General features: G+C 27.2%; 17 protein-coding genes. 2 read left to right on the forward strand and 15 right to left on the reverse strand.

Going from position 1 to position 22,809, the window contains the following annotated elements; genetic code table 11:
* Positions 1–73: 73 nt before the first annotated feature.
* The 4 genes from I4U89_RS10835 to I4U89_RS10850 form a co-directional block, all read right to left on the reverse strand.
* Positions 74–2,479, reverse strand: coding sequence for an ABC transporter permease (locus I4U89_RS10835; protein ID WP_195940387.1), 2,406 nt, complete (start codon positions 2,477–2,479; stop codon positions 74–76).
* Positions 2,472–3,155: an ABC transporter ATP-binding protein gene (locus I4U89_RS10840; protein ID WP_195940388.1), complete on the reverse strand. Its 684-nt coding sequence runs from the start codon at positions 3,153–3,155 to the stop codon at positions 2,472–2,474. The genes I4U89_RS10835 and I4U89_RS10840 overlap by 8 nt, the downstream gene beginning before the upstream one ends.
* Before the next feature lie 162 nt (positions 3,156–3,317).
* Positions 3,318–4,562 carry a sensor histidine kinase gene (locus tag I4U89_RS10845; protein ID WP_195940389.1) on the reverse strand — a complete coding sequence of 415 codons (1,245 nt, stop codon included), beginning with the start codon at positions 4,560–4,562 and terminating at the stop codon, positions 3,318–3,320.
* Complete coding sequence (locus I4U89_RS10850; RefSeq protein ID WP_195940390.1) at positions 4,559–5,254, reverse strand: response regulator transcription factor; 696 nt, start codon at positions 5,252–5,254, stop codon at positions 4,559–4,561. The genes I4U89_RS10845 and I4U89_RS10850 overlap by 4 nt, the downstream gene beginning before the upstream one ends.
* 454 nt (positions 5,255–5,708) lie before the next feature.
* Here I4U89_RS10850 and aspD point away from each other — a divergent pair, with 454 nt between their 5' ends.
* A complete protein-coding gene (gene aspD, locus I4U89_RS10855; protein WP_195940391.1) occupies positions 5,709–7,334 on the forward strand; it encodes an aspartate 4-decarboxylase in 1,626 nt (541 codons plus the stop codon).
* Between the two features lie 53 nt (positions 7,335–7,387).
* On the opposite strand, the gene I4U89_RS10860 is transcribed toward aspD, so the two are convergent.
* The 3 genes from I4U89_RS10860 to I4U89_RS10870 form a co-directional block, all read right to left on the reverse strand.
* Positions 7,388–9,007, reverse strand: coding sequence for a hypothetical protein (locus tag I4U89_RS10860; RefSeq protein ID WP_195940392.1), 1,620 nt, complete (start codon positions 9,005–9,007; stop codon positions 7,388–7,390).
* Position 9,008: 1 nt separating this feature from the next.
* Positions 9,009–9,782 carry an ABC transporter ATP-binding protein gene (locus tag I4U89_RS10865; RefSeq protein ID WP_195940393.1) on the reverse strand — a complete coding sequence of 258 codons (774 nt, stop codon included), beginning with the start codon at positions 9,780–9,782 and terminating at the stop codon, positions 9,009–9,011.
* Positions 9,783–9,926: 144 nt separating this feature from the next.
* Positions 9,927–11,192 (reverse strand): SulP family inorganic anion transporter, encoded by a 1,266-nt coding sequence (locus I4U89_RS10870; RefSeq protein ID WP_330615560.1) that lies wholly within the window; start codon positions 11,190–11,192, stop codon positions 9,927–9,929.
* Positions 11,193–11,379: 187 nt separating this feature from the next.
* Here I4U89_RS10870 and I4U89_RS10875 point away from each other — a divergent pair, with 187 nt between their 5' ends.
* Positions 11,380–11,994, forward strand: coding sequence for a hypothetical protein (locus tag I4U89_RS10875; protein ID WP_195940394.1), 615 nt, complete (start codon positions 11,380–11,382; stop codon positions 11,992–11,994).
* Between the two features lie 276 nt (positions 11,995–12,270).
* Here the strand turns inward: I4U89_RS10875 and I4U89_RS10880 are convergent, their stop codons facing one another.
* From I4U89_RS10880 to I4U89_RS10915, 8 genes are all read right to left on the reverse strand, one after another.
* Positions 12,271–12,900 carry a DNA-3-methyladenine glycosylase gene (locus tag I4U89_RS10880; protein WP_195940395.1) on the reverse strand — a complete coding sequence of 210 codons (630 nt, stop codon included), beginning with the start codon at positions 12,898–12,900 and terminating at the stop codon, positions 12,271–12,273.
* Between the two features lie 155 nt (positions 12,901–13,055).
* On the reverse strand, positions 13,056–13,754 hold the full coding sequence (locus I4U89_RS10885; RefSeq protein ID WP_195940396.1) for a response regulator: 699 nt from the start codon (positions 13,752–13,754) through the stop codon (positions 13,056–13,058).
* Between the two features lie 16 nt (positions 13,755–13,770).
* Positions 13,771–16,467 carry a sensor histidine kinase gene (locus I4U89_RS10890; protein WP_195940397.1) on the reverse strand — a complete coding sequence of 899 codons (2,697 nt, stop codon included), beginning with the start codon at positions 16,465–16,467 and terminating at the stop codon, positions 13,771–13,773.
* A 14-nt stretch (positions 16,468–16,481) separates the two neighbouring features.
* Entirely contained in the window at positions 16,482–17,051 is a 570-nt protein-coding gene (gene kdpC, locus I4U89_RS10895; protein WP_195940398.1) for a potassium-transporting ATPase subunit KdpC, read from the reverse strand.
* Between the two features lie 20 nt (positions 17,052–17,071).
* A complete protein-coding gene (kdpB, locus tag I4U89_RS10900; protein WP_195940399.1) occupies positions 17,072–19,138 on the reverse strand; it encodes a potassium-transporting ATPase subunit KdpB in 2,067 nt (688 codons plus the stop codon).
* 17 nt (positions 19,139–19,155) lie between these two features.
* Positions 19,156–20,898, reverse strand: a complete 1,743-nt coding sequence (gene kdpA / locus I4U89_RS10905; RefSeq protein ID WP_195940400.1) for a potassium-transporting ATPase subunit KdpA — start codon at positions 20,896–20,898, stop codon at positions 19,156–19,158.
* 136 nt (positions 20,899–21,034) lie between these two features.
* Positions 21,035–21,199 (reverse strand): hypothetical protein, encoded by a 165-nt coding sequence (locus I4U89_RS10910; RefSeq protein ID WP_166505610.1) that lies wholly within the window; start codon positions 21,197–21,199, stop codon positions 21,035–21,037.
* 58 nt (positions 21,200–21,257) lie between these two features.
* Positions 21,258–22,751: a glycine betaine uptake BCCT transporter gene (locus I4U89_RS10915; RefSeq protein ID WP_195940401.1), complete on the reverse strand. Its 1,494-nt coding sequence runs from the start codon at positions 22,749–22,751 to the stop codon at positions 21,258–21,260.
* Positions 22,752–22,809 lie beyond the last annotated feature (58 nt).

The following is a 22,809-nucleotide window of genomic DNA, read 5'->3' on the forward strand; positions in this document are numbered from 1 at the left end:
ATTTGCAAAATGTATATAAATTAAAAGGTATCAGATTATAATCTGATACCTTTTTATATTATAATTTATTATTCTATTCACTATATCTTACTCTATCTATTAATGACTCTTTCTTAAATAACTTATTTATAAATCTTCCTATAAATAACTGAACTAGAATCATTGTTATTGCAAGTAATGTTGTAGGTATTATAGGGAATTTGTAAACTGCATAGTGCATCCCAGTATTTTGCATAACTTTATATGCTATATATCCAATGATACTACCTACACTCAGAGATGAAATTAGTGTAATACTTGTATAAAATAAGCCTTCTAGTTTTAACATTTTAAGTAACTGTTTATCACTCATACCTATAGCTTGAAGTATACCTATTTCTCTTTTTCTAGATATCATACTAGTTATAATAGTGTTTATAAGATTTACTAAACTTATAGCTCCTATAACTCCAACTAATGAATACCCCATAGAATTAGTTGTGAAAAACATTTTTTCGTTAGTCTCTACTTCATCTTTGAAGCTACTGTACTCTAAATTATTATAATTAGATGATATATCAGTAAGTACTTTGTTTATTTCTCTTTCTTTGTTTTTGTCTACATTAACACTTATAGATGTGTTGTACTTACTATCTTTTATAAAATCAATACTAGTTATAAACCCTCCTCCATAATGAGCACTTGTTACTGCCTGTACTTTAACTTCTTTTTCTATTTTTTTATTTCCTTCATAATAATACAATTTTACAACATCTCCAACTTCTAGTTCTAACCAATGCTCTGCTGCTGAATTTATTATTATTTCTTCTCCACTTTTTAGCTTATCTATATTTATTTTTCCAGATAAAATATTTTCATCTAAGGACTTTATCATTTCGTCACTATATACACCTATACTATCTTCTATTTCTTTTAAGTCTGGCTCTTCTTTTTTATATCTACCTTGATTTTGTGTAAATACACTCACTTCTCTTATTTCATTTACATTTTTAACTCCATCTAAAGACTTTATATTTTGTATAAATTCTTTATTTAAAGGATTATTTTTTATAAAGTTCTCTTTTTCTTTTTCATAATCAAAGCCCATATATTTTATCTTAAATTCAAAATCCCCTGGCATACTTTGCCTTACCATTTTTTCAGAGTTTATGCAACTTATTACTGTTGATGTACTCATTATAAGTATTCCACTTAAAACTAATGACAAAAGAGTTGTTGTTGTACGTTTTTTGTTTCTAGATAAATTAGCCTTAGTAAGTCTTATAACATCTAAATCTATATATCCTTTTCTATTTTTCTTTTTAGAGTTACTATTTTCATTATATTTTATTGCTTCAACTGGAGATATCTTAGATACTATTTTCATAGGTTTTAAAAGAGATATATAAACTGTTAAAAATGTAAGTAATATACACACTATTATTATATTTATATTTACAATAAATTCATATTCTATTCCCATTTCATTTCCTAAGTTTATCATTGTGTTTATTAAAGATTTACTGACAAAGTATCCTAAAATTACTCCTATTGGTATTGATATTAACGTTAGTATCATACCCTCTCTAAATACTATATTTCTTATTTGCTTTTTAGTAGTTCCTATAGCTTTTAATTTCCCAAATTCTTGTATCTTATTTACTATTGATATGTAGAATATATTATATATAACAAGTATTGAAGATGCTATTACAACTAAAGCAATAACTACTCCTGTTAATATAAAAGTAGTGTCTGGCTTCATCCACATTAAATATGCATCATTAAACTTGATATTTTCTTCATCTACTCCAAATGTTTTTCCGATTTCAGTTATTTTTTCTCTTATTTCATCTTGTGATAATTTATCTTCATTTTTGAGTCTAACAGTAGCTCTTAGTTTATTATTGTATCCTTCTTTTTCTATAAGTTCCTTGGATACTACCATGCTATGTAACTTATTTGCTTCTCCAGTAATATTTTTAGGAAGTATCCCACTTAATATAAATTCTTTTTCTACAAAATCTCCTTTTGTATCATGATAGCTAATATTTATTTTTTCGCCTATTTTAGCTTCATATCCAAGCACTGATAAAATTGTTTCATCCATCGCTATTTCATTATGTTTTATAGGGGCTTTTCCATCTATTAATTTCATATTAGATAACTCAAGCCCATTTTCATCTATATACGCTATAGAAATACCTCTATCATCAATTTCATTTTTACCTAATTGAAAACTATTTTCTCCAAGTATTTCTATATCTTTATGTCTTTTTATTTTATCAACAGTTTCTTGTTCTAATTTTCTATAATATCCATGAGAATTACCATAATTTTTTATTGTGAGTTGTTTTTGATTTTCAATCATATTACTTGTTATTATACCTATTGATATAAGTAGACATGTCGTTAGTGCTATAGTTAATATAACCATAATATTTTTTAGTTTATTAGCTTTTAGGTTACTTTTTACTATACTATTTATCATATTACTCATTTAAAGCACCTTCCTTTAGCACTTTACCATCTTCTATTATTATTACCCTCTCACCCATTTGTGCTATAGTTTCATCATGTGTTATCATGACTAAAGTTTGTGAGTATCTTTTAACCATATTTTTAAGAAGTGTTATAACTTCATCACTAGTTTTTGAGTCTAAGTTTCCTGTTGGCTCATCTGCTAGTATTATAGATGGTTTAAATGCTAATGCTCTAGCTATAGCAACTCTTTGTTGTTGCCCTCCTGATAAAGTATTAGGTAGACTATCTTTTTTAGTTTCTAATCCTAAATTTTTTAATATATCTTCTATAAAATCTACATCAACTTTTTTACTATCTAGTCCAATTGGAAGTACTATATTCTCCCATACATTTAAACTAGGTATAAGATTATAATACTGAAATATAAATCCTATTTTTCTTCTTCTAAATATTGCTAGTTCATCATCTTTTAAAGAAAATATATCCTTATTATCTATATATACATTTCCACTAGTTGGTCTATCAAGTCCCCCTAGCATATGAAGTAATGTACTTTTACCTGACCCTGATTTTCCTACTATACAAACAAACTCGCCTTTATTTATAGAAATTGAGTTGTTGTCTATGGCTTTAACTAAATTTTCATTTTCTCCATAGTATTTTTTTAAATTTTTAGTTTCTAAGACCTTCATAATCCTACCTCCAATATATAAGCTCTATGTTTTACTTTATTAATTAGATAAGTTATACCTTAAATTTCATTAAGCTCTTTTGTAAAACTATTATTTATATTTTAAGTACTAACTAATCTTTATACTTATATATTAACTTCCTATTATTTCATCTTTATGTCATTAAATATTGCATTTTTGCAATAATAAAGAGAAGGTAGTTCCTTTATCTATATTTTTGTTGCATATTATATTTCCACCTTGTGCTTGTAGTATCTTTCTACTTAAGTAAAGTCCAACCCCTGAGCCTTCAGTATTTTTAACCATATCATTATTAACCCTATAAAACCTTTTAAACACATTGTTTATCTCGTTTTTTTCTATTCCTATACCATTATCTTTTATATCAATTCTAAAATAATTTATGCTTTTAGATGTGCTTATATTTATGTGTCCACCCTTTTTGGTATATTTTACAGCATTGTCAACTACATTAAATATTGCTTCTTCTGTCCATTTTGGGTCGTGATATAATTTTATATCTTCAAATTCATCTACACTTATGTTTATATTTTTATCCATAGCTTTTAAATATAATGAGTTTATTGCTTTCACTATCGTTTGCTTTATACTTTTGTTTTCTTCTCTTATTTCAATCATTTTGCTTTCTAATCTTGATATATTAATTAAAGCATCTATTAAATTATGTAATTTACTTATTACACCTTCATTTTTATCTAAAAATATTTTTCTATCTTCTTCATTTATCTCTTCTTTAAGTATAGAATTGTATAACTTTAGGGATGCTAGCGGAGTTTTTAATTGATGTGATATATCTGTTACTAATTCTTTTAAGTCATCTCTTTCGCATTTTAGCTTATTTCTTTCTACATCTAACTTTTTACCTAAATCACTTAGTCTAGATATTACCCCCGAAAATACCCCTTCTTCTATTTCTTCATTAACTTTATAATTATCATTTATAAAATTATCTATATAATCTGAAATACTTTGAGCAAATTCTATAAACTTCTTAAATATAATATTGAATAAGAAAATATTTATAATGACTAATAATAAGCTTATAATTAAAAATAAAAACACCAATTTATTAGAATAATCTTTAAAGTTATTATCTTTAAATATATTATTTTCATTGTATCCATATCTATTTATTATTTCTTTTCCTTTTAAACTTATATCTTTATTATCTTCTTTAAGTGCATCAATAATTTCTAGCTCTTCCCCTGGATATTTAACTATCAAAGCTCCTATTATCCGATTAGTTACATCCATTTGTTTATTATAAATTAAGTTTAATTGATTTATATGAATTATGTTCAAAATTATTATAGATATTATTATTAATACACTACTTAAGATAATACTTCTCTTAATAATCGGTTCTTTATTTATAGATTTAATCATTTTTCTACACACTCCTTAGCCCACATATATCCTACACCTCTTATAGTCTTTATATATATTGGACTTGAAGTGTTATTTTCAACTTTTTCTCTTAACCTCTTTATATTTACTGCTACTGCATTATCATATACAAATTGACCATCCTGTTCCCATATACACTCTAATAATTGCTCTTTTGTAAGTATTTGCATGCTATTTTCCATCATATATTTAAGTAGTTTGTACTCATTTTTAGTTAGTACTATTTCTTCGTTATTTTTTATTATTTTTATATCTTTTAGATTGAATTTAATATCTTCACATACTATATATTGGCTACTACTTTCATTATCCTTAATTCTTTTAATTAAAGAATTTACCTTAGCCATAAATATCATTAGACTAAAGGGCTTAGTTATATAATCATCCGCTCCTACATTATATCCATTTATTATATTAAATTCTTGATCTAATGCACTTAAAAATAGTATTAATACATTACTATTTTTTCTTATTTCTTCACAAAAACTAAGCCCATCTCCATCAGGTAAGTTTATATCAGATATTATCAAATCAATCTTATTACTATAAAAATATGTTTTAGCTTCTTTTATATTATAAGAAGTAAACACATTATATCCTTCTTTTTTAAGCATAAAGCTTATCCCCTCATTTAATGCTTCATCATCTTCTAACAGTAATATATTTCTCATGTCCCCTCCAAAACCACTTTTTATCTATATTATACCATAATGCATCTTAGTAAGATTGTAATACTTGCCTTCTTATTATCGAAATTGATTTAACTTAATAAATAATTTAGATAATTTTATAATTTTTTAAATTTTTCACATTTCATTTATTTAGTATATTAATTAATTAAATAAGATATTATATTAGTAAAACCATTTATAAACTTTAAAATTTTTAGTATACATTTCTTTTTTATTTATATTTTAAGTAGTTTATATGTATTATATTGTCTTTTTAAAGCGATTTTATTATAATTAATTTAAATAAAAAGCCTTCTAAATTTTTACAAATGAAGACTTTTTCAAGCACATACATAAAATTTATATATATCACAATTTTAAAAGAAGTATAATTTCATATGTGCAATAAAAAAGAGGTAAAGGTTACATATAATTAAATTAAGGAGATAATATCATGGAACCGATTAATATTAAAAGACAAGAATTAGAAAACATCTATGGAAAAATCAGTCCATTTGAATTTAAAAATAGACTTTTAGAATTAGCAACTAATCCTTCTAAGAAAAGTACTCGTACTTTGCTTGATGCAGGAAGAGGTAATCCTAACTGGATAGCACATGCTCCTCGTAACGCATTTTTTACTTTTGGGCATTTTGCTATTGAAGAAAGTAAACACACTTGGAGTAATGGCCCTTTATCTGGTATGCCAAGAAAAAAAGATATATCTAAAAGATTTTATACATTTTTAGATAACAACCCTAATCTTCCAGAGATAAATTTTCTACGTAAAATGGTAGAGTTTTGTGTATACGAACTAGGATTTAATTCTGATGATTTTTTACACGAAATAACTGATGCAATAATTGGGGATAACTACCCATTTCCAGATAGAATGCTTATTCATATAGAAAAAATAGTTAAAGCTTATTTAGCTAGAGAACTAAAATACGACACTTTAAAAGGTGGAGATTTTGACGTTTTTGCTGTTGAAGGTGCTACTGCTGCAATGTGTTATGTATTTGATTCATTAATAGCTAATAATCTACTTTTAAAAGGTGATAAAATAGCTATAATGACACCAGTATTTACACCATATTTAGAAATACCTCATCTACCAAGATATGAATTTGATGTTGTATATATAAATGCAGATGAAAAAACTCCTGATGGAAAACATACATGGCAATGTACTGATAAAGAACTTGAAAAGCTTTGTGATAAAGATATAAAAGCTCTATTTGTTGTAAATCCTAGTAATCCACCATCAGTGGCTATATCTCCTGAAAGTACTAGTAAAATAGTAGATATAGTTAAAAATTATAATCCTGATTTAATGATTATATCTGATGATGTTTATGGAACTTTTGTTCATGGATTTAAGTCTTTAATGTCAGAATTACCATACAACACAATAGGTGCTTATTCATACTCTAAATACTTTGGTGTAACAGGTTGGAGATTAGGTACTCTAGCACTACATCACAACAATGTATTTGATAAACTTATAAATGAACTTCCATACTCTATAAGAAAAAGAACTAATAAAAGATATGCTGATATGAACACTAATCCTGAAAAAGTACCATTTATAGATAGATTAGTTGCAGATAGTAGACAAGTTGCGCTAAACCATACTGCTGGTCTTTCTACTCCTCAACAAGTTCAAATGGCATTTTTATCATTAGTTTCTCTTATGGATAACGATGATTCATATAAAAATCTTACAATAGACATATGTAGAACTCGTAAAAAGTTATTATTTGATAGTCTTGGTATGGATTTAGAATTTGATAAAAATGATGCATCATACTATACTCAATTTGATGTATTAGATTTAGCTAAAGACTACTATGGGAAAGATTTCTCTTATTACTTAGAAATAAATTACAATCCTGTAGATATATTATTTGATTTAGCAGAGGAATCATCAATAGTTTTACTAGGTGGTGGTGGATTTGCTGGACCTAAGTGGTCTATAAGAATATCACTTGCTAATCTATTTGATGATGCTTATTCTGAAATAGGTCACTCTCTTAAAAAAGTACTAAATAACTACTTTAATGAATATAAAAAAGCCTAAAAACACAAAAGAGTAATCTTAATTTATTAAGATTACTCTTTTTATATAATTATTTATACTTCAAATACTTTATTCCATATTAACTTAACTAAAATTATTAAACCTATTAAATAAGTTATTTTTAAAAATATGCTACTACTAAGTAAAAAATGGCCTAAGGCTATTACGCCAACAAACACCATGGCTTTTATCATAGTTCCTATGTTTGATGCCGTATTAGTGTTTTGATATTCACAAGTAAATGGCATATGCTTTTCATTTAACTTAAAAGTAATCATTGATGATAATACAGTAGCTACAAATCCTATTGCTAAATCTATTATAACTTTTGGTGATAAAATTATTATAAATCCTATACTCATTAGTATAAATAAAGGAAGTACCAAAAGATATATACTAGCTTTAAAAGTTCCTGTATATATATTTTTCTTATTATTTATGGGAAGTATATCATATATCCAACTCGCTTCATATTCCTTAGAAAATTTAAGAGTTGTTAATATACTTTGGCTCATAAGTACAAAAAAGTATATTAATAGATATGCTGGCTCAGATCTTAGTTCTGCTAGGAAATTATTACCGCTCCTAAAGCCACTAATCATCATTAAAAACGGCATAAATGCCCCCATAACTAATGATGGATATACTTTTGTTTTAAATTCTCTATCTTTTTTAAGAACATCATACACAAAGTTAAAGAATGCTCTTTCTTCTTTATTTTTACATATTAATTTACTAACTTTTATACTTAATTTTTCTTTACATTTTTTATTGACATAAGTATTATCATTTAACTTCTGAAGATTATATTCAAATCTTGGTATTAGCTTTACATATACAAATATAGATACTATAGGAACTACAATAGCTAATCCACTCATGATTATAATTAAATTGTTTACATCTACATTATATAAAAGATTAAAGCTTGAACCAAACCACATAGGAGGAAGTAGTAAATTCCACAACTTTGGCTCATATACAAATTGTAAATCTACAAAGGTAAATGCTCTTGCTATAACTTGATATCCTAGTATAAATACTAATATAAATAAAGCTTGAAAAGCATTTAATACATCCTTTAACCTTTCTCCACTAAATAATTTTAATATAATAAAATACATTATAGCAGTAACTATAATCATAAATACATTTATTAAAAATATATTTATTATAAATAATAATATAAACTTAATATCATATCTAATACTACAAAGTATAGCTGCTACACTTATTGCTAGACTGAGTAATGTCATATATATGAATATATGTGTAAATTTAGCTGCATTTAATGTTTTTGCATCTACGCCTTTAGTTTCTAATATATCTTTATCATTTATGTCAAGTATTACACTTGAAAAATCTGATACAAATACACTTAAAATCATGACCATAAAAAAACTAAAATATACACTCATCTTTACAATAGGGTTAATATCTAGTGTTATAATAGGTGCTGATGCTAACCCAACAATTGCATATATTATTAAACTTATATAAAAATTATTTTTATCTTTACTTTCTTCATTTCTACTTATATTGTTTTGCCCACGTCTACCATCCATTATAAGTTTATGCTTGACTATGAGTCTCATTAAACTATAATTTACACCAGCTTTAGTATATAAATATTTAAATATATCTAGTATTTTTAAAACAAAAGAGTCTTTCATGCTACACCTCTTTTAATACTTTTATAAATTCATCAGATAGATTTGAGTGTTCTTCAAATCCTGTAAGCTGGTTAAATATTTCTTCTAAAGAACCATCAAAGTTAGTATTTTTTATTTCTTCAAAGTTACCATCTGCTACAATATTTCCTCTATCAAGAAGTATTATTCTATCACTTATTTTTTCAACAACTTCCATTATATGAGATGAATAAAATATAGTCTTTCCTTCTTGCTTTAATTTGTACAGTATTTCTTTTATTAAAAGTACACTATTAGCATCAAGTCCACTTAATGGTTCATCTAAAAATAGTATGTCTGGATTGTGAAGCATTGAACTTATTATAACTACCTTTTGCTTCATTCCTTTTGAAAATGATGATAATCTAGACTCATAAGCATGTTCTATCTTAAGTATTTTCATAAGCTTTCTAGCCTTTTCATCACTCTTTTCATAACTTAACCCATATACTTGTCCAATAAAAGTTAAGTATTCTTTAGCTGTTAAGCTTTCATAGACTTTAGCTACTTCAGGAACATAACCTATTTTATTTTTGTATTTATTATTAATATCTTCTATATCCTTTCCAAATATATATACGCTACCGCTATATCCCTTAACTAATCCTAGTAGTATTTTTATGGTAGTACTTTTACCTGCTCCATTTGAGCCTATATACCCTATAATATTTCCCCTATCTATATTTAGATTAATCCCTTTTAAAACTTCTTTTTGACCGTAATTCATCCTTAGGTCTTTTATTTCTATAACATTCATATTCTACCTCCCTGAATACGTTTTACACTTAATTATAGCATAGGTATATATATCTAACAAACTAAGTTAAATAAACAATTTTAAAAGTATATAATCCCTTAGCATATAAAAAATACTACCTAATTAGGTAGTATTTTTTATAATTTATGCTACATCTTCTATTTCATTATCAACTTTATTCTTAAGTACTATATTAGCTACTATATGTATAGTCATTCCAACTGCTATAGCGATAACTAAGTCAAATACTATAGTTAATATAAATGTAGCTAAAAGAACCACTACATCCTTTTTAGGTAAGCTCATCATTTCTTTCATTTCTTTCCACTCACCCATATTATAAGATACTATTATTAATATGGCAGATAAAACTGTCATAGGTATCATTTTTGCAAGTGGCATTAAAACTACCATTATTAAAAGAAGAGTTATTGCATGTACCATACCTGATATAGGACTTTTCCCTCCATTTTTTACATTCGCTGCTGTTCTTGCTATTGCTCCAGTTGCTGGTATTCCACCAAATAGTGCAGAGGCTATATTTCCAAGTCCTTGTGCTACAAGTTCCATATTAGAATCATGCTTGTCATTTATCATATTATCTGATACTACACAAGAAAGTAGTGATTCTATTCCAGCTAATACGGCTATAGTTATAGCTGGCTGTATTAAAGATACTATTTTATCTATACTAAAACTTGGTACACTTGGTACTGGTATGCTTGCTGATATGTTAGTATATACACTTCCTATAGTATCTACATTTAAGCTAAAAACATTTACAACTACTGTTGAAAGTATTAATGCTATTATAGATGCTGGTACAGTTTTATTTATCTTTGGCCAGTATATCATAATTAATATACATGCTATACCTACTATGAAAGTCATCATATCAAATGTGTTTATATTATGTATGTAGCTTTCTATTTTTCCTATAGCTTCTGCTGGAACGTCATTTATTTTAAGACCTAGTAAATCTTTGATTTGAGTTATAAGTAAAGTTACTGCTATACCACTAGTAAATCCTACTGTAACAGTATTAGGAACATATTCTATAAGATTTCCAAATTTTAAAAGACCCATTATTACAAGAAGTATACCTGCCATAATAGTTGCTGTTATAAGACCATCCATACCGTACATTTTCACAATACCATAGACTATTACAACAAAGGCTCCTGTTGGACCTCCAATTTGGACTTTACTTCCTCCAAGGAAAGATATGATAAATCCTGCAAATATTGCAGTAATAAGACCTTTTTCCGGTGATACACCTGAAGATATAGCAAGAGCTATTGATAATGGTAATGCTATAATTGCTACTATAAATCCTGCTACTATATCCTTTCTCACTTGTTCACCACTTAATTCATTTTGCTTAAACATTGTAAATAATTTTGGCGACATATTCTGTTTTTCCCTCCAATAAATTTCATCCTTATACATAATACTCCTACTTTACAATAAAGTCAAAAAAATTTCTTATATTTATTTTAAAAATTTTATGCATTCCAATTTATTAGTTTTCAAATTATGTTTTTTATAATTTTTAGTGGTATAATATGCTTATGATAATTTTGTGGAGGTGTCTATTTTGACTAAAATATTTAGACGATTATTTATATTCTTATTTATATTTTTTATATCATCTATAATGATACAAAATATAACTATTTTTATAATTCCAATAATTTGTGTTAACCTATTTGCTATATATTATTCTATAAAAGTACCTATTAATAGAAATCATTCTAAAAAACAAGTTACTAATATAATAAATGTTGACTGTAAAGAAATTACAGATTATTCTTTTTTAGCACTTTTACTTATATTTTATATACTGCCTGCATTAAATGATTTTAGATTTAATACCTTATCTAACTTTTTTAATGCTTCTTTTAAGCAACAGTTTATATTTTTAAGTTTATTAACTTTTATATTAATATCTTTACTACTTTTATTTGTATCTATACTTGAACATAATAATATTAAAAATAAAGTATTTGATGAAGGCATAATATTTAATGATGGAGTTTTACATTCTTGGGATGAACTTACTGGTTACAAATTTGGTTATTTAGTTGCTGGTTCTAAATATGTAGATCTTACACTAGATTATGGTAGTATATCTAAGACTCTTAGAATAAATAAAAAAGACCTTCACATATATGAAGATTTAATGAACAAAAAATATTTTAAAATTGCTTAAATTTATGTGTTTTTATATAAAAAGGGTACATTTATAGATTAAAATTTAAATCTATAAATGTACCCTTTTTTATTATTTTAAATAAATTAAGTTATATTTAAAATTTTACTGATATACTCCTAAATTAATATTTATTTAATCATTATAATGTTTTTCATGTCTAAATTTAACTTCAGCTTTTCACTAAATCATAATTTCTAAGATCGGCTTGTATTTTGTCTCATAATATCTCCTTTATTAATTTATTATCTATATAATTGTACTATAAACTCACATTTATTTAACAGAGACGAATTTATTGTCTTTTATATAAAATCTCCACAAATAATCTTTAGCTTCTTTAGCATAATCTATATTAACTCTTTTACTGTGTATTATTTCAAAATCATTACTGCTATATATTTTCTTATTGCCTTCATAATAAAAATCACTTATAAAAAGTTCTTCACCTAGTATACTTTTACTATTTAAATCTCTTCCTATATTAAGTGCCATGCAAAGCTTTCCTGGGCCATTAGTAATATTCTTTTTTTGATATGAATTTAAATCTTTATAATATTTTTTATATCTATTAAAAGATATCTCATCTATTTCTTTAATAGGTTCTACTGCTCTTATAAGTACACATTCTGGTATATTTTCCTTATTTGCAGATATATTTAAACAATTGTACATTCCATATATTAAGTATACATATATATGACCGCCTTCTAAATAAAGAGGTGCTGTTCTATTACTTTTTTTATCATTATATACATGTGATGCTTTATCATTTTTTCCCATATAACTTTCTGTTTCTACGATTTTTGTGACTATAGTTTCATTGTTGCATTTTCTTATTAAATATTTACCTAATATACCTTTAGCCACTTCTATGCCATTTTTATTGAAAAAATCTTTATTCAACTATTATGCCTCCTTATTTTTATATATTTTAATGTCATATGATTAGTATGTATCAAATTGAATAAATTTAATATCTATATTAGCTACATTTAATTTTACTATAAAAAAAGAGTACACTTCTATTTAGACTAAGTACTCTTTTTTTATTATTATTTTTATAATTCATCATTTAACTTATATCCTACACCTATTTCAGTTATTATATATTCTGGATTTGCTGGTTCTTTTTCAATTTTTCTTCTTATCGTTGCCATAAATACTCTTAATGATTTTATTTCACCTCCAAGCGTACTTCCCCATATTTCTTTTGCAATAAACTTGTGTGTAAGGACTTTACCATGATATCTTACAAGTAAAGATAATATATCATATTCAATAGGAGTTAGATGTATTTCTTCATTTTTAATTGTTACCTTCCTTTTGTCAAAATCTATATATAAATCTTTATAATCAAAATTATTTTTAATTATAGCCTTAGGCTTATTTTTTTGCGAATGTCTAATAGCTACTCTAACTCTAGCTAATAGTTCAGCTACAGAAAATGGTTTTGTTATATAGTCATCTGCTCCCATATCAAAAGCTTCTACTTTTTCTCTATCTTGTTCTCTTGCTGATACTACTATTATAGGTACATCACTTAGATTTCTTATATTTTTTATGACCTCTATACCGTCTATATCTTCAAGACCTAAATCTAGTAATATGACATCTGGAGAGTAAGACATACAAAGAGATATACCTTCTTTACCAGTTGTCGCTTCTTTAACCATATAGTCTTGTGTTGTTAGTGATGCATTTATAAATTTTCTTATTGTATTGTCATCTTCTATAATTAATATAAGATATTTATTCATTTTATTTCCCCTCTGTCTAATCTTCTTTTGGAAGTATGAATTTAAATGTTGCTCCTTTGTCTTTATTATTTCTTACACTTATATCACCTTTATGGGCATTTATTATAGACTTACATATGGAAAGACCTAGCCCAACTCCTTTTCTAGAATCGCTATATTTTATTTCACCAGTAAAAAATCTATCAAAAATATTATCTATAACATTTTCACAAATACCCGGTCCATTGTCTTTTACCTCAAAAGCAATGTATTCTCCCTCCTCATAAACCTTTATATTTATTTCACACTCATCTTTAGAATATTTTATGGCATTATCTATTAAATTTATTAATACTTGTTCTATAAGTTTAGCATCCATAGGAACAAATAGTATTTCATTTGGTATGTCTATCTTAAGTTTTATATATTGTATCCTCTTTTTTATATGGGATAAAGTCTCTGATATAACTTCTTCTATCATTTCTGGATTTTTCTTAACTTCAAGCTTTCCTTCATCTATCCTTGTCATACTAAGTAGGTTTTCAACTAACCTTATTAACCATTGAGTATCTTCAAATACTCCATGTAACAACTCATCTATTATACTTTCATTTATTGCATCTTTATTTTTTATGATAGTACTAACTGCACCACTTATTCCTGCAAGTGGTGTTCTTAAATCGTGGGATATTGCTCTTAATAGGCTACTTCTTAATCTTTCACTTTCAATTTCAAGGCTAGCTTCTTTTTGCACTTCTGCTAATATCTCTCTGTCTATAGATATAGCCATTTGTGCTATTACCGCTTCTATTAGGCATATATCCTCATTATCTATCTTTTTACCTAAAGAAGAAATACCTATAACACCTAAAGTCTCATTCATACCAATTATAGGCATATAAAAACCTCTTGATCCGGGTAATGTAGCTGTACCATTTCCGGCAATAGTACTATTGTTAAATACCCATGTAGCTACTGCCTTTTCAGATTCTGATATAAAAATCTTTTCATTTTCTTTGTTTTTTATATTCTTATATAATTTTAATTCTTTTTGCTTCTTATCCTTTATATAACATACTACATTTTTATCAAGACCTACCGAAAGTAATTCTAATCCTTTTTTTATAATTTCTTCTTTATTCGATAATCTCAAGAAGCTTCTATTTATTTCATATAACATATGAGTATTTTGTTCTCTTTTTGAATATATTTCAACTTGCTGTTGTATTATTGATGTAAGTGTTGATGTTATTATACCTACTATACAAAATACAACTAGTGTTATTATATGATTTGGATCATCAATATCTAAAGTATAAAAAGGCTCTGTAAATAAGTAATTTAAAAGGATTACATTTATAACTGAGCTTATTATTCCCGCTGTATATCCTTTTGTAACAACAGATACTAAAGCAACACCTAGTATATAAATTAAATATATATTTTCTTGTATAAATCCCATATATTTTAATACAGAAGATATTACACTAACTACTATTGTTATGCATAATAATTTTATTATATCAAGACTACTTACTTTAATCTTTGATATTAAACTACTTTCATTTTTAGTTATATATCTATTACTGCTTCTTCCTTTATAAGGTATTACATGTATATCTATATAGTCAGCTTCATCTATTAATTTATCTACTATATCTTTTTTAACAAATTTAGAAAATATACTATGAGTTCTATGATTTCTACCTATTATAATTTTGGTTACATTTCTCATTTTTGCAAATCTTAAAATATCTTCCACCATATTGTCGCCATGTAAAAGCACAATCTCAGCACCTAGTTTTTTTGCAAGTTCTAAGTTATTTTCTAACTGTTTTTTTGCTTCTTTTGACATTTCTTTCTGGCTTGGATTTTTTATATGTATAGCTATTAATTTTGATAACGATGCTTGTGATATTCTAGATGCAGTTCTAAGTATTTTTTGAGATGATGGCGATGGTGAAACACATGCAAGTATTGTTTCTGAGGTTGGGATTACTATTTCTTTTCCTTTTGATAGTCTAGTTATTTCAACCTCTTTATTTACCTTTTGTGCTGTTTTTCTAAGTGCCAATTCTCTTAGTGCTATTAAATTATCTTTAGTAAAAAAATTTTCTTGTGCTCTTATTGCTTGTTCTTTTTTGTATATTTTACCTTGATTAAATCTCTCTAACAACACATCTGGTTCTACATCTATTAACTCAAGTTGTGATGATAAATCTATTATTTTATCTGGGATAGTTTCTTTTACACATACATTGGTAACAATTTCAATTATATCATTTAAACTTTCTAAATGCTGTACATTTACTGTAGTATATACATCAATTCCTGCCATTAGAAGTTCCTCTATATCTTGCCATCTTTTAGCATGTCTGCATCCTTTAGCGTTTGTATGTGCCAATTCATCTACTAATATTACTTCTGGGTTTCTTTTAAGAGCTAAATCTAAATTAAATTCCTTTAAAATTATATTTTTATACTTTACTTCTTTTATGTCTAAAACCTCTAGCCCATCTATTAAAGCTAGAGTTTCTTTTCTTGAATGTTGTTCTACATATCCTACTACTACATCTACTCCATTTTCTTTTAGAATATGTGCAGATTCAAGCATGGAGTAGGTTTTACCTACTCCTGCTGCATAACCAAAGAATATTTTCAATTTACCTCTTTTTGACTTTTCTTCTTCACTATTTAATTTTGATAATAAACTTTCTGGATCTGGTCTATTCATATTTCCCCCATTAACTATTTGATTTTTTCTAAATCTAAGTTAAGATTTAATACATTAACTTTATCTTCTCCAAATATACCCATAAATTTCTTTTCTGTATTGTTATCTATTAATTCTAATAATTTTTCTTTCGAAACTTTACTATATTTTGCTACACGATCTACTTGATATATTGCTCCTTTTAATGATATATGTGGGTCTAATCCACTTCCTGATGCTGTAACTAAATCAACAGGTATTTTCTTATCACTATTTTCATCATATTTTTTATATAATTTTACTCTTTCATCTATTACTTTTTCAAAATCTTCTCCTGTTGGGGACATATTACTTCCAGCAGAACTTAATCCATTATATGGATAGTCTGAAGTTACTGATGGTCTTGGCCAAAAGTAATCTGGGCTAGTAAAGTTTTGTCCTACTATTTCTGAACCTATGCTTTTACCATCTTCTTTTATTATACTACCATTTGCCTTGTACGGTACAAATATTTGTGCAAAAGCTGTTACTGTAACTGGATACAAAATTCCTGTTATTACTGTCATTATTATAAATATTAAAGATGCTTTTTTTATATATTCCATATTAAACTCTCCTTATTTAACTATATAAACATAATCATGCTTATAAGCATATCTATTAATTTTATAAATATAAATGGTGTGATAATGCCTCCGACACCATATATCATTAAGTTTTTTGATAATAACTTACTAGCAGGAAGCTCTATGTATTTAACTCCCTTTAAAGCAAGAGGAACTAATGCTATAATTACAAGTGCATTGTATATAACAGCACTCATTATTGCACTTTCTGGGCTAGATAGATTCATTATATTCAATTTATCAAGTTGAGGATATATACCTATAAATAGGGGTGGTATTATAGCAAAATATTTTGCTATATCATTTGCTATACTAAAAGTTGTAAGAGCTCCTCTAGTCATTAATAGCTGTTTACCTATTTTTACAATCTCTATTAACTTTGTTGGACTTGAGTCTAAGTCTACCATATTTCCAGCCTCTTTAGCAGCTTGAGTTCCTGTATTCATTGCAACTGCAACATCTGCTTGTGCAAGTGCTGGGGCATCATTACTTCCATCTCCTGTCATTGCTACTAAATGCCCTTTTCTTTGATATTCATGTATTAAATCAAGCTTAGCTTTAGGAGTTGCTTCTGCTAAAAAATCATCTACTCCAGCTTCTGCTGCAATAGCTGCTGCTGTTAATGGATTATCACCCGTTATCATAATAGTCTTTATTCCCATTTTTCTTAGATCGTTAAATTTTTCAGATACACCTTTTTTTAGTATATCTTTTAGATATATTACGCCTAATACTTTTTCATTTTTACAAACTACTAAAGGAGTTCCTCCCTTTTTAGATATTGACTCTACTATCTCATCACATTCCTTTGGGTAATTACCTCCCATATTTTCTACGAATTCTTTAATAGCACTTGCTGCCCCTTTTCTTATCTTGTCTTGACCTATATTAGTACCACTCATTCTAGTTTTTGCAGAAAATGGAACAAATTCAGGATTTTTAACATCTAAGTAGTTTCCATTTATTGCTTTCTTCTTTTTTGCAAGTATTACTATACTTCTTCCTTCTGGAGTTTCATCTAGTGTAGAACTTAATTCAGTATAATAAACAAACTCCTCCATATCTACATTTTTAAGAGGTATAAATTCACTTGCCTGTCTATTTCCATAAGTTATAGTACCTGTTTTATCTAGAAGTAAAATGTCTACATCACCTGCTGCCTCTATAGCTCTTCCTGATGTTGCTAATACATTTTTATTATTTAATCTACTCATTCCTGCGATACCGATTGAAGAAAGTAGTGCTCCTATTGTAGTAGGTGCTAGACAAACTAATAAGGCTACTAAAGATGTTATAGAAACTACACTTCCTACTCCATTTTGATTTACAGCAAATCTACTAAATGGATATAATGTAATTGTAACTACTAAAAATATTGCTGTTAACGCTATTAGTAAAGTTTGAAGAGCTATTTCATTTGGAGTTTTTTTTCTTTGTGCTCCTTCAACCATAGCTATCATTTTATCTAAGAAACTTTCACCTGCATTTGATGTAACTTTTACTATTAAGTAGTCTGATACTATCGTTGTTCCACCAGTTACTGCGCATCTATCTCCACCAGATTCCCTTATAACTGGTGCACTCTCACCTGTTATAGCACTTTCATCAACAGATGCCACCCCTTCTATAACATCTCCATCTGCTGGTATCTGGTTATTTGCTTCTACTAAAACTATATCTCCTTTTTTTAGTAAATTAGATGGAATCATTTCAAATTCACTATTTATATTACACTCTTTGAGCTTTTTAGCTAAAACGTCCTTTTTAGCAGCTCTTAAGCTACTTGCTTGTGCTTTTCCTCTACCTTCTGCTATTGCTTCTGCAAAATTTGCAAATAACACTGTTGACCATAAAAATATACTAATTGTTATAGTAAATAATGTATTGTCATTTGTTATGTTAAAAATAGATAAAACACTTATAATACTAGTTATTATGGAACCTACATAAACTATAAACATTACCGGATTTTTTAGTTGATTCTTGAAATCTAATTTTTTTATAGAATCTTTAATAGCCCCTTTTAAAATATCTTTATTTATGAAAGTCTTATTTAAATCACCCATAATCTTATCTCCTTATATTAAAATATCATGCTCAAGTGTTCTGCTATTGGTCCAAGTGCTAAAGATGGTAAGAAACTTAATGCACCTATCATAAGTACTACTCCTACCAATAAAAATACAAATAGTGTATTGTTAGTGGCTAATGTACCCGAACTTTGTGGAACTATTTTTTTGCTAGCTAAAGACTCTGCTATATTTATTATTAATATTATAGGTATAAAGCGAGCAAGTAACATTACTGTACCTGTTAATAAATTTACGAATACATTATTTGCACCAAATCCTGCGAATGCACTACCATTATTGTTTCCTGTAGAGCTTAATGCATATAATATTTCTGAAAATCCATGAGCTCCACTATTATTTAATAAATCACTTGCATTTGGTAACATACAAACCATAGCAGTTCCAACTAAAACCAAGACTGGAGTAGTTATTATTAAAATAGATGCCATCTTCATTTCAAAAGGTTCTATTTTCTTTCCTAGATACTCAGGAGTTCTACCTACCATAAGACCTGATATAAATACTGTTAATATTACAAACGCTAACATGCCATATAATCCACAACCAACGCCTCTAAATACTACTTCACCTAGCTGCATAAGTAGTGTTAAAATCATTCCTCCTATTGGTGTGAAAGAGTCATGCATAGAATTTACAGAACCATTAGATGCTGATGTTGTTGTTACCCCCCATATAGCAGAATTTGTAACGCCAAATCTAACTTCTTTTCCTTCCATATTTCCTCCAGACTGACTATCATCTATCTCACTGTATATATATGGATTATTTACTAATTCTGGAGTTGACTTGTATTCATAATACATAGTTGTTGCCATAGCTATTACAAATATTACTATCATTGCAGATAAAAGTGTGGTTCCTTGTTTTTTATCTTTTACCATATCACCAAAGGTAAAACATAATGCTGCTGGTATTAATATAATTGATACTACTTGAGCCATATTTGATAATAATGTTGGGTTTTCAAGTGGATGTGCTGAATTCGTTCCAAAGAATCCCCCTCCATTTGTTCCTAATTGTTTTATTGCTATTTGGCTTGCTGCAGGACCTCCTGGAATAATCTGAGTATCTACTGTACTTTTATCATCTAAAACTATTTCTTCTACTAAGCTTACTTCTTGGTAAGGTTTAAAGTTTTGAACTACTCCTTGAGTTGTTAAGAATATTGCAAGTACCATAGATAAAGGTATCAGCACATATAAAGTCGATTTTATTAAATCTACCCAGAAGTTTCCTAGTTTAGAGCATTTAGTTCTCTTAAATCCTCTTATTAAAACCATAAGTACACTTATCCCAACTGCTGCTGATACAAAGTTTTGAACTGTTAGACCTAACATTTGAGACATATAGCTTAATGTAGTCTCTCCACTATATGCTTGCCAATTTGTATTAGTTATAAAGCTTGCTGCTGTATTAAAAGCTAAATCCCAATTTGCATTGCTTAGTTTTTGTGGATTTAGTGGTAGTATATACTGAATCATTTGTAAAAACATAACAAAGAATAAACTAATGACACTAAATGCCATTAAACTTAAAATATATTCTTTACCTGACATTTCTTCATTTTCATTTATTTTAAGAACTTTATATATCCATTTTTCTATAGGTTTTATTACTTTACTTAGAAATACTCTTTTACCTTTAAATACCTTGGATATATAAATTCCCAACGGTTTTGCTAGCAATAAAACTATTGCTATAAAAAATATTACTTGAATTACAATGCTATTCATTTTTTCTCCTCCTAATTTTTGTATATAATTATTCTATTATTTTTTATATAAAATGAATGTTAATATAATTCCATATACATTAAGATTGTATAAAGATTAAATAAAAAAGTACCTAGATTAATCTAGGTACTTTTTGCTATTTTTTATCATTATATATTTTACTACTATCAGAAACATTTTTTAAAGTTGACGTCCACTCATTATTAGTAGCATCTTTTTTATTTCTATTAGCTTTATTAGTTACACATTCATTAGAACCTGACCATTGGTTATTTCCTTCGCATTTTTTGTTATTATTCATAATGTCACTCCTTAAAAGTAATATCGTTTATATTTTTTCTTATTTGTATATTTTAATACTAGTGCTTTTTAGGATGCTTTGGTATTTTATATATTTTTTCTTTCCTAAGTTCCATTATAAAAGATAGCATCATAAGTACTAATATTATACTAAATGGAAGTGCCGTAACTATTGACATTGTTTGAAGTCCTTGAAGTCCTCCACTAAGAAGTAGTGCTACTGCAACTAATGCCTGAAGTATTCCCCAGACTAATTTCACCTTATTAGTTGGTTCCATAGAACCTTTAGCACTAAACATACCTAATACAAAAGTTGCTGAATCTGCCGATGATACGAAAAAAGTAAGTATAAGTATTGTTGCTATTATGCTTATAATATATCCAAATGGCAAACTCTCTAACATTACAAATAAAGTTGAACTCATATCTGCTTTTAATGCTTCAAGTAGTGCTAGATTTGTATTTATCTCTAAGCTTAATGCAGTTCCTCCAAATACAGCAAACCATATACAACTAAATAAAGATGGTACTAATAATACTCCTATTATAAATTCTCTTATAGTTCTTCCTTTAGATACCCTTGCTATAAATACACCAACAAAAGGTGACCAAGCTATCCACCATGCCCAGTAAAATAGTGTCCAATTGGCTATCCAATTTGATTCTTCAAATGGTGTTAGTCTTAAACTCATAGATATAATATTTTGAAGATAATTTCCTAAATTATTAGTAAATACCTCAAGTATATTTGCTGTTGGTCCTAGTATAAATACAAATATTAAAAGTAATATAGCTATACCTACATTTATATTACTAAGTATTTTAATTCCTTTTTCAAGACCAGTTGTTGAAGATATTAAAAATAATATAGTAGATATTATTATTATTATTATCTGATTAAGTATATTTATATTTATTCCAAATAAATTGTTAAGTCCTCCGTTTATTTGCATGGCTCCAAGACCTAAAGATGTAGCAACTCCAAATGCTGTTGCTATTATTGCAAGAATATCTATAAACTTAGATTGTGGAGAATTCAAATCACCTCCTATAATTGGAGATAGAGTCTGACTTATAAGTAACTTTTTGTCCTTTCTAAATCTAAAGTAAGCTATAGTAAGTCCTACTAAAGAGTATATAGCCCATGCATGAAGTCCCCAATGAAAAAATGAAAAAGTTATAGCAGCATTAGCAGCTTCAGGCGTAAGTTTTGGTATTCCTGATAAAGGATAAATATAATGATCTAAAGGTTCTGCTACTCCCCAAAATACAAGACCTATCCCCATTCCTGCGCTAAATAACATTCCAAACCAAGTTATATTGCTAAATTCAGGTCTATCATCTTCATGTCCAAGTCTTAGTCTACCGTATTTACTAAAGGCTAATGTAATCATAAATACTAATACTAAAAATGTGATTATAAGAAACATCCATCCAAATTTATCTGTTGTAAAAGCTAGCGCAAGTGTAGCTGTACTTGCTAAAGAATTTGGAGATATAAGTCCCCACAATACAAATAACCCGATTATTGCTACGGATATATAAAAAACCATATGAAAAACTCCTTATCAAATGTATTTCTGATTTAGTTTCTCTTAAATCTATATTTTG

The organism is Romboutsia sp. 1001713B170131_170501_G6, assembly GCF_015668195.1.
GTDB lineage: Bacteria > Bacillota > Clostridia > Peptostreptococcales > Peptostreptococcaceae > Romboutsia_C.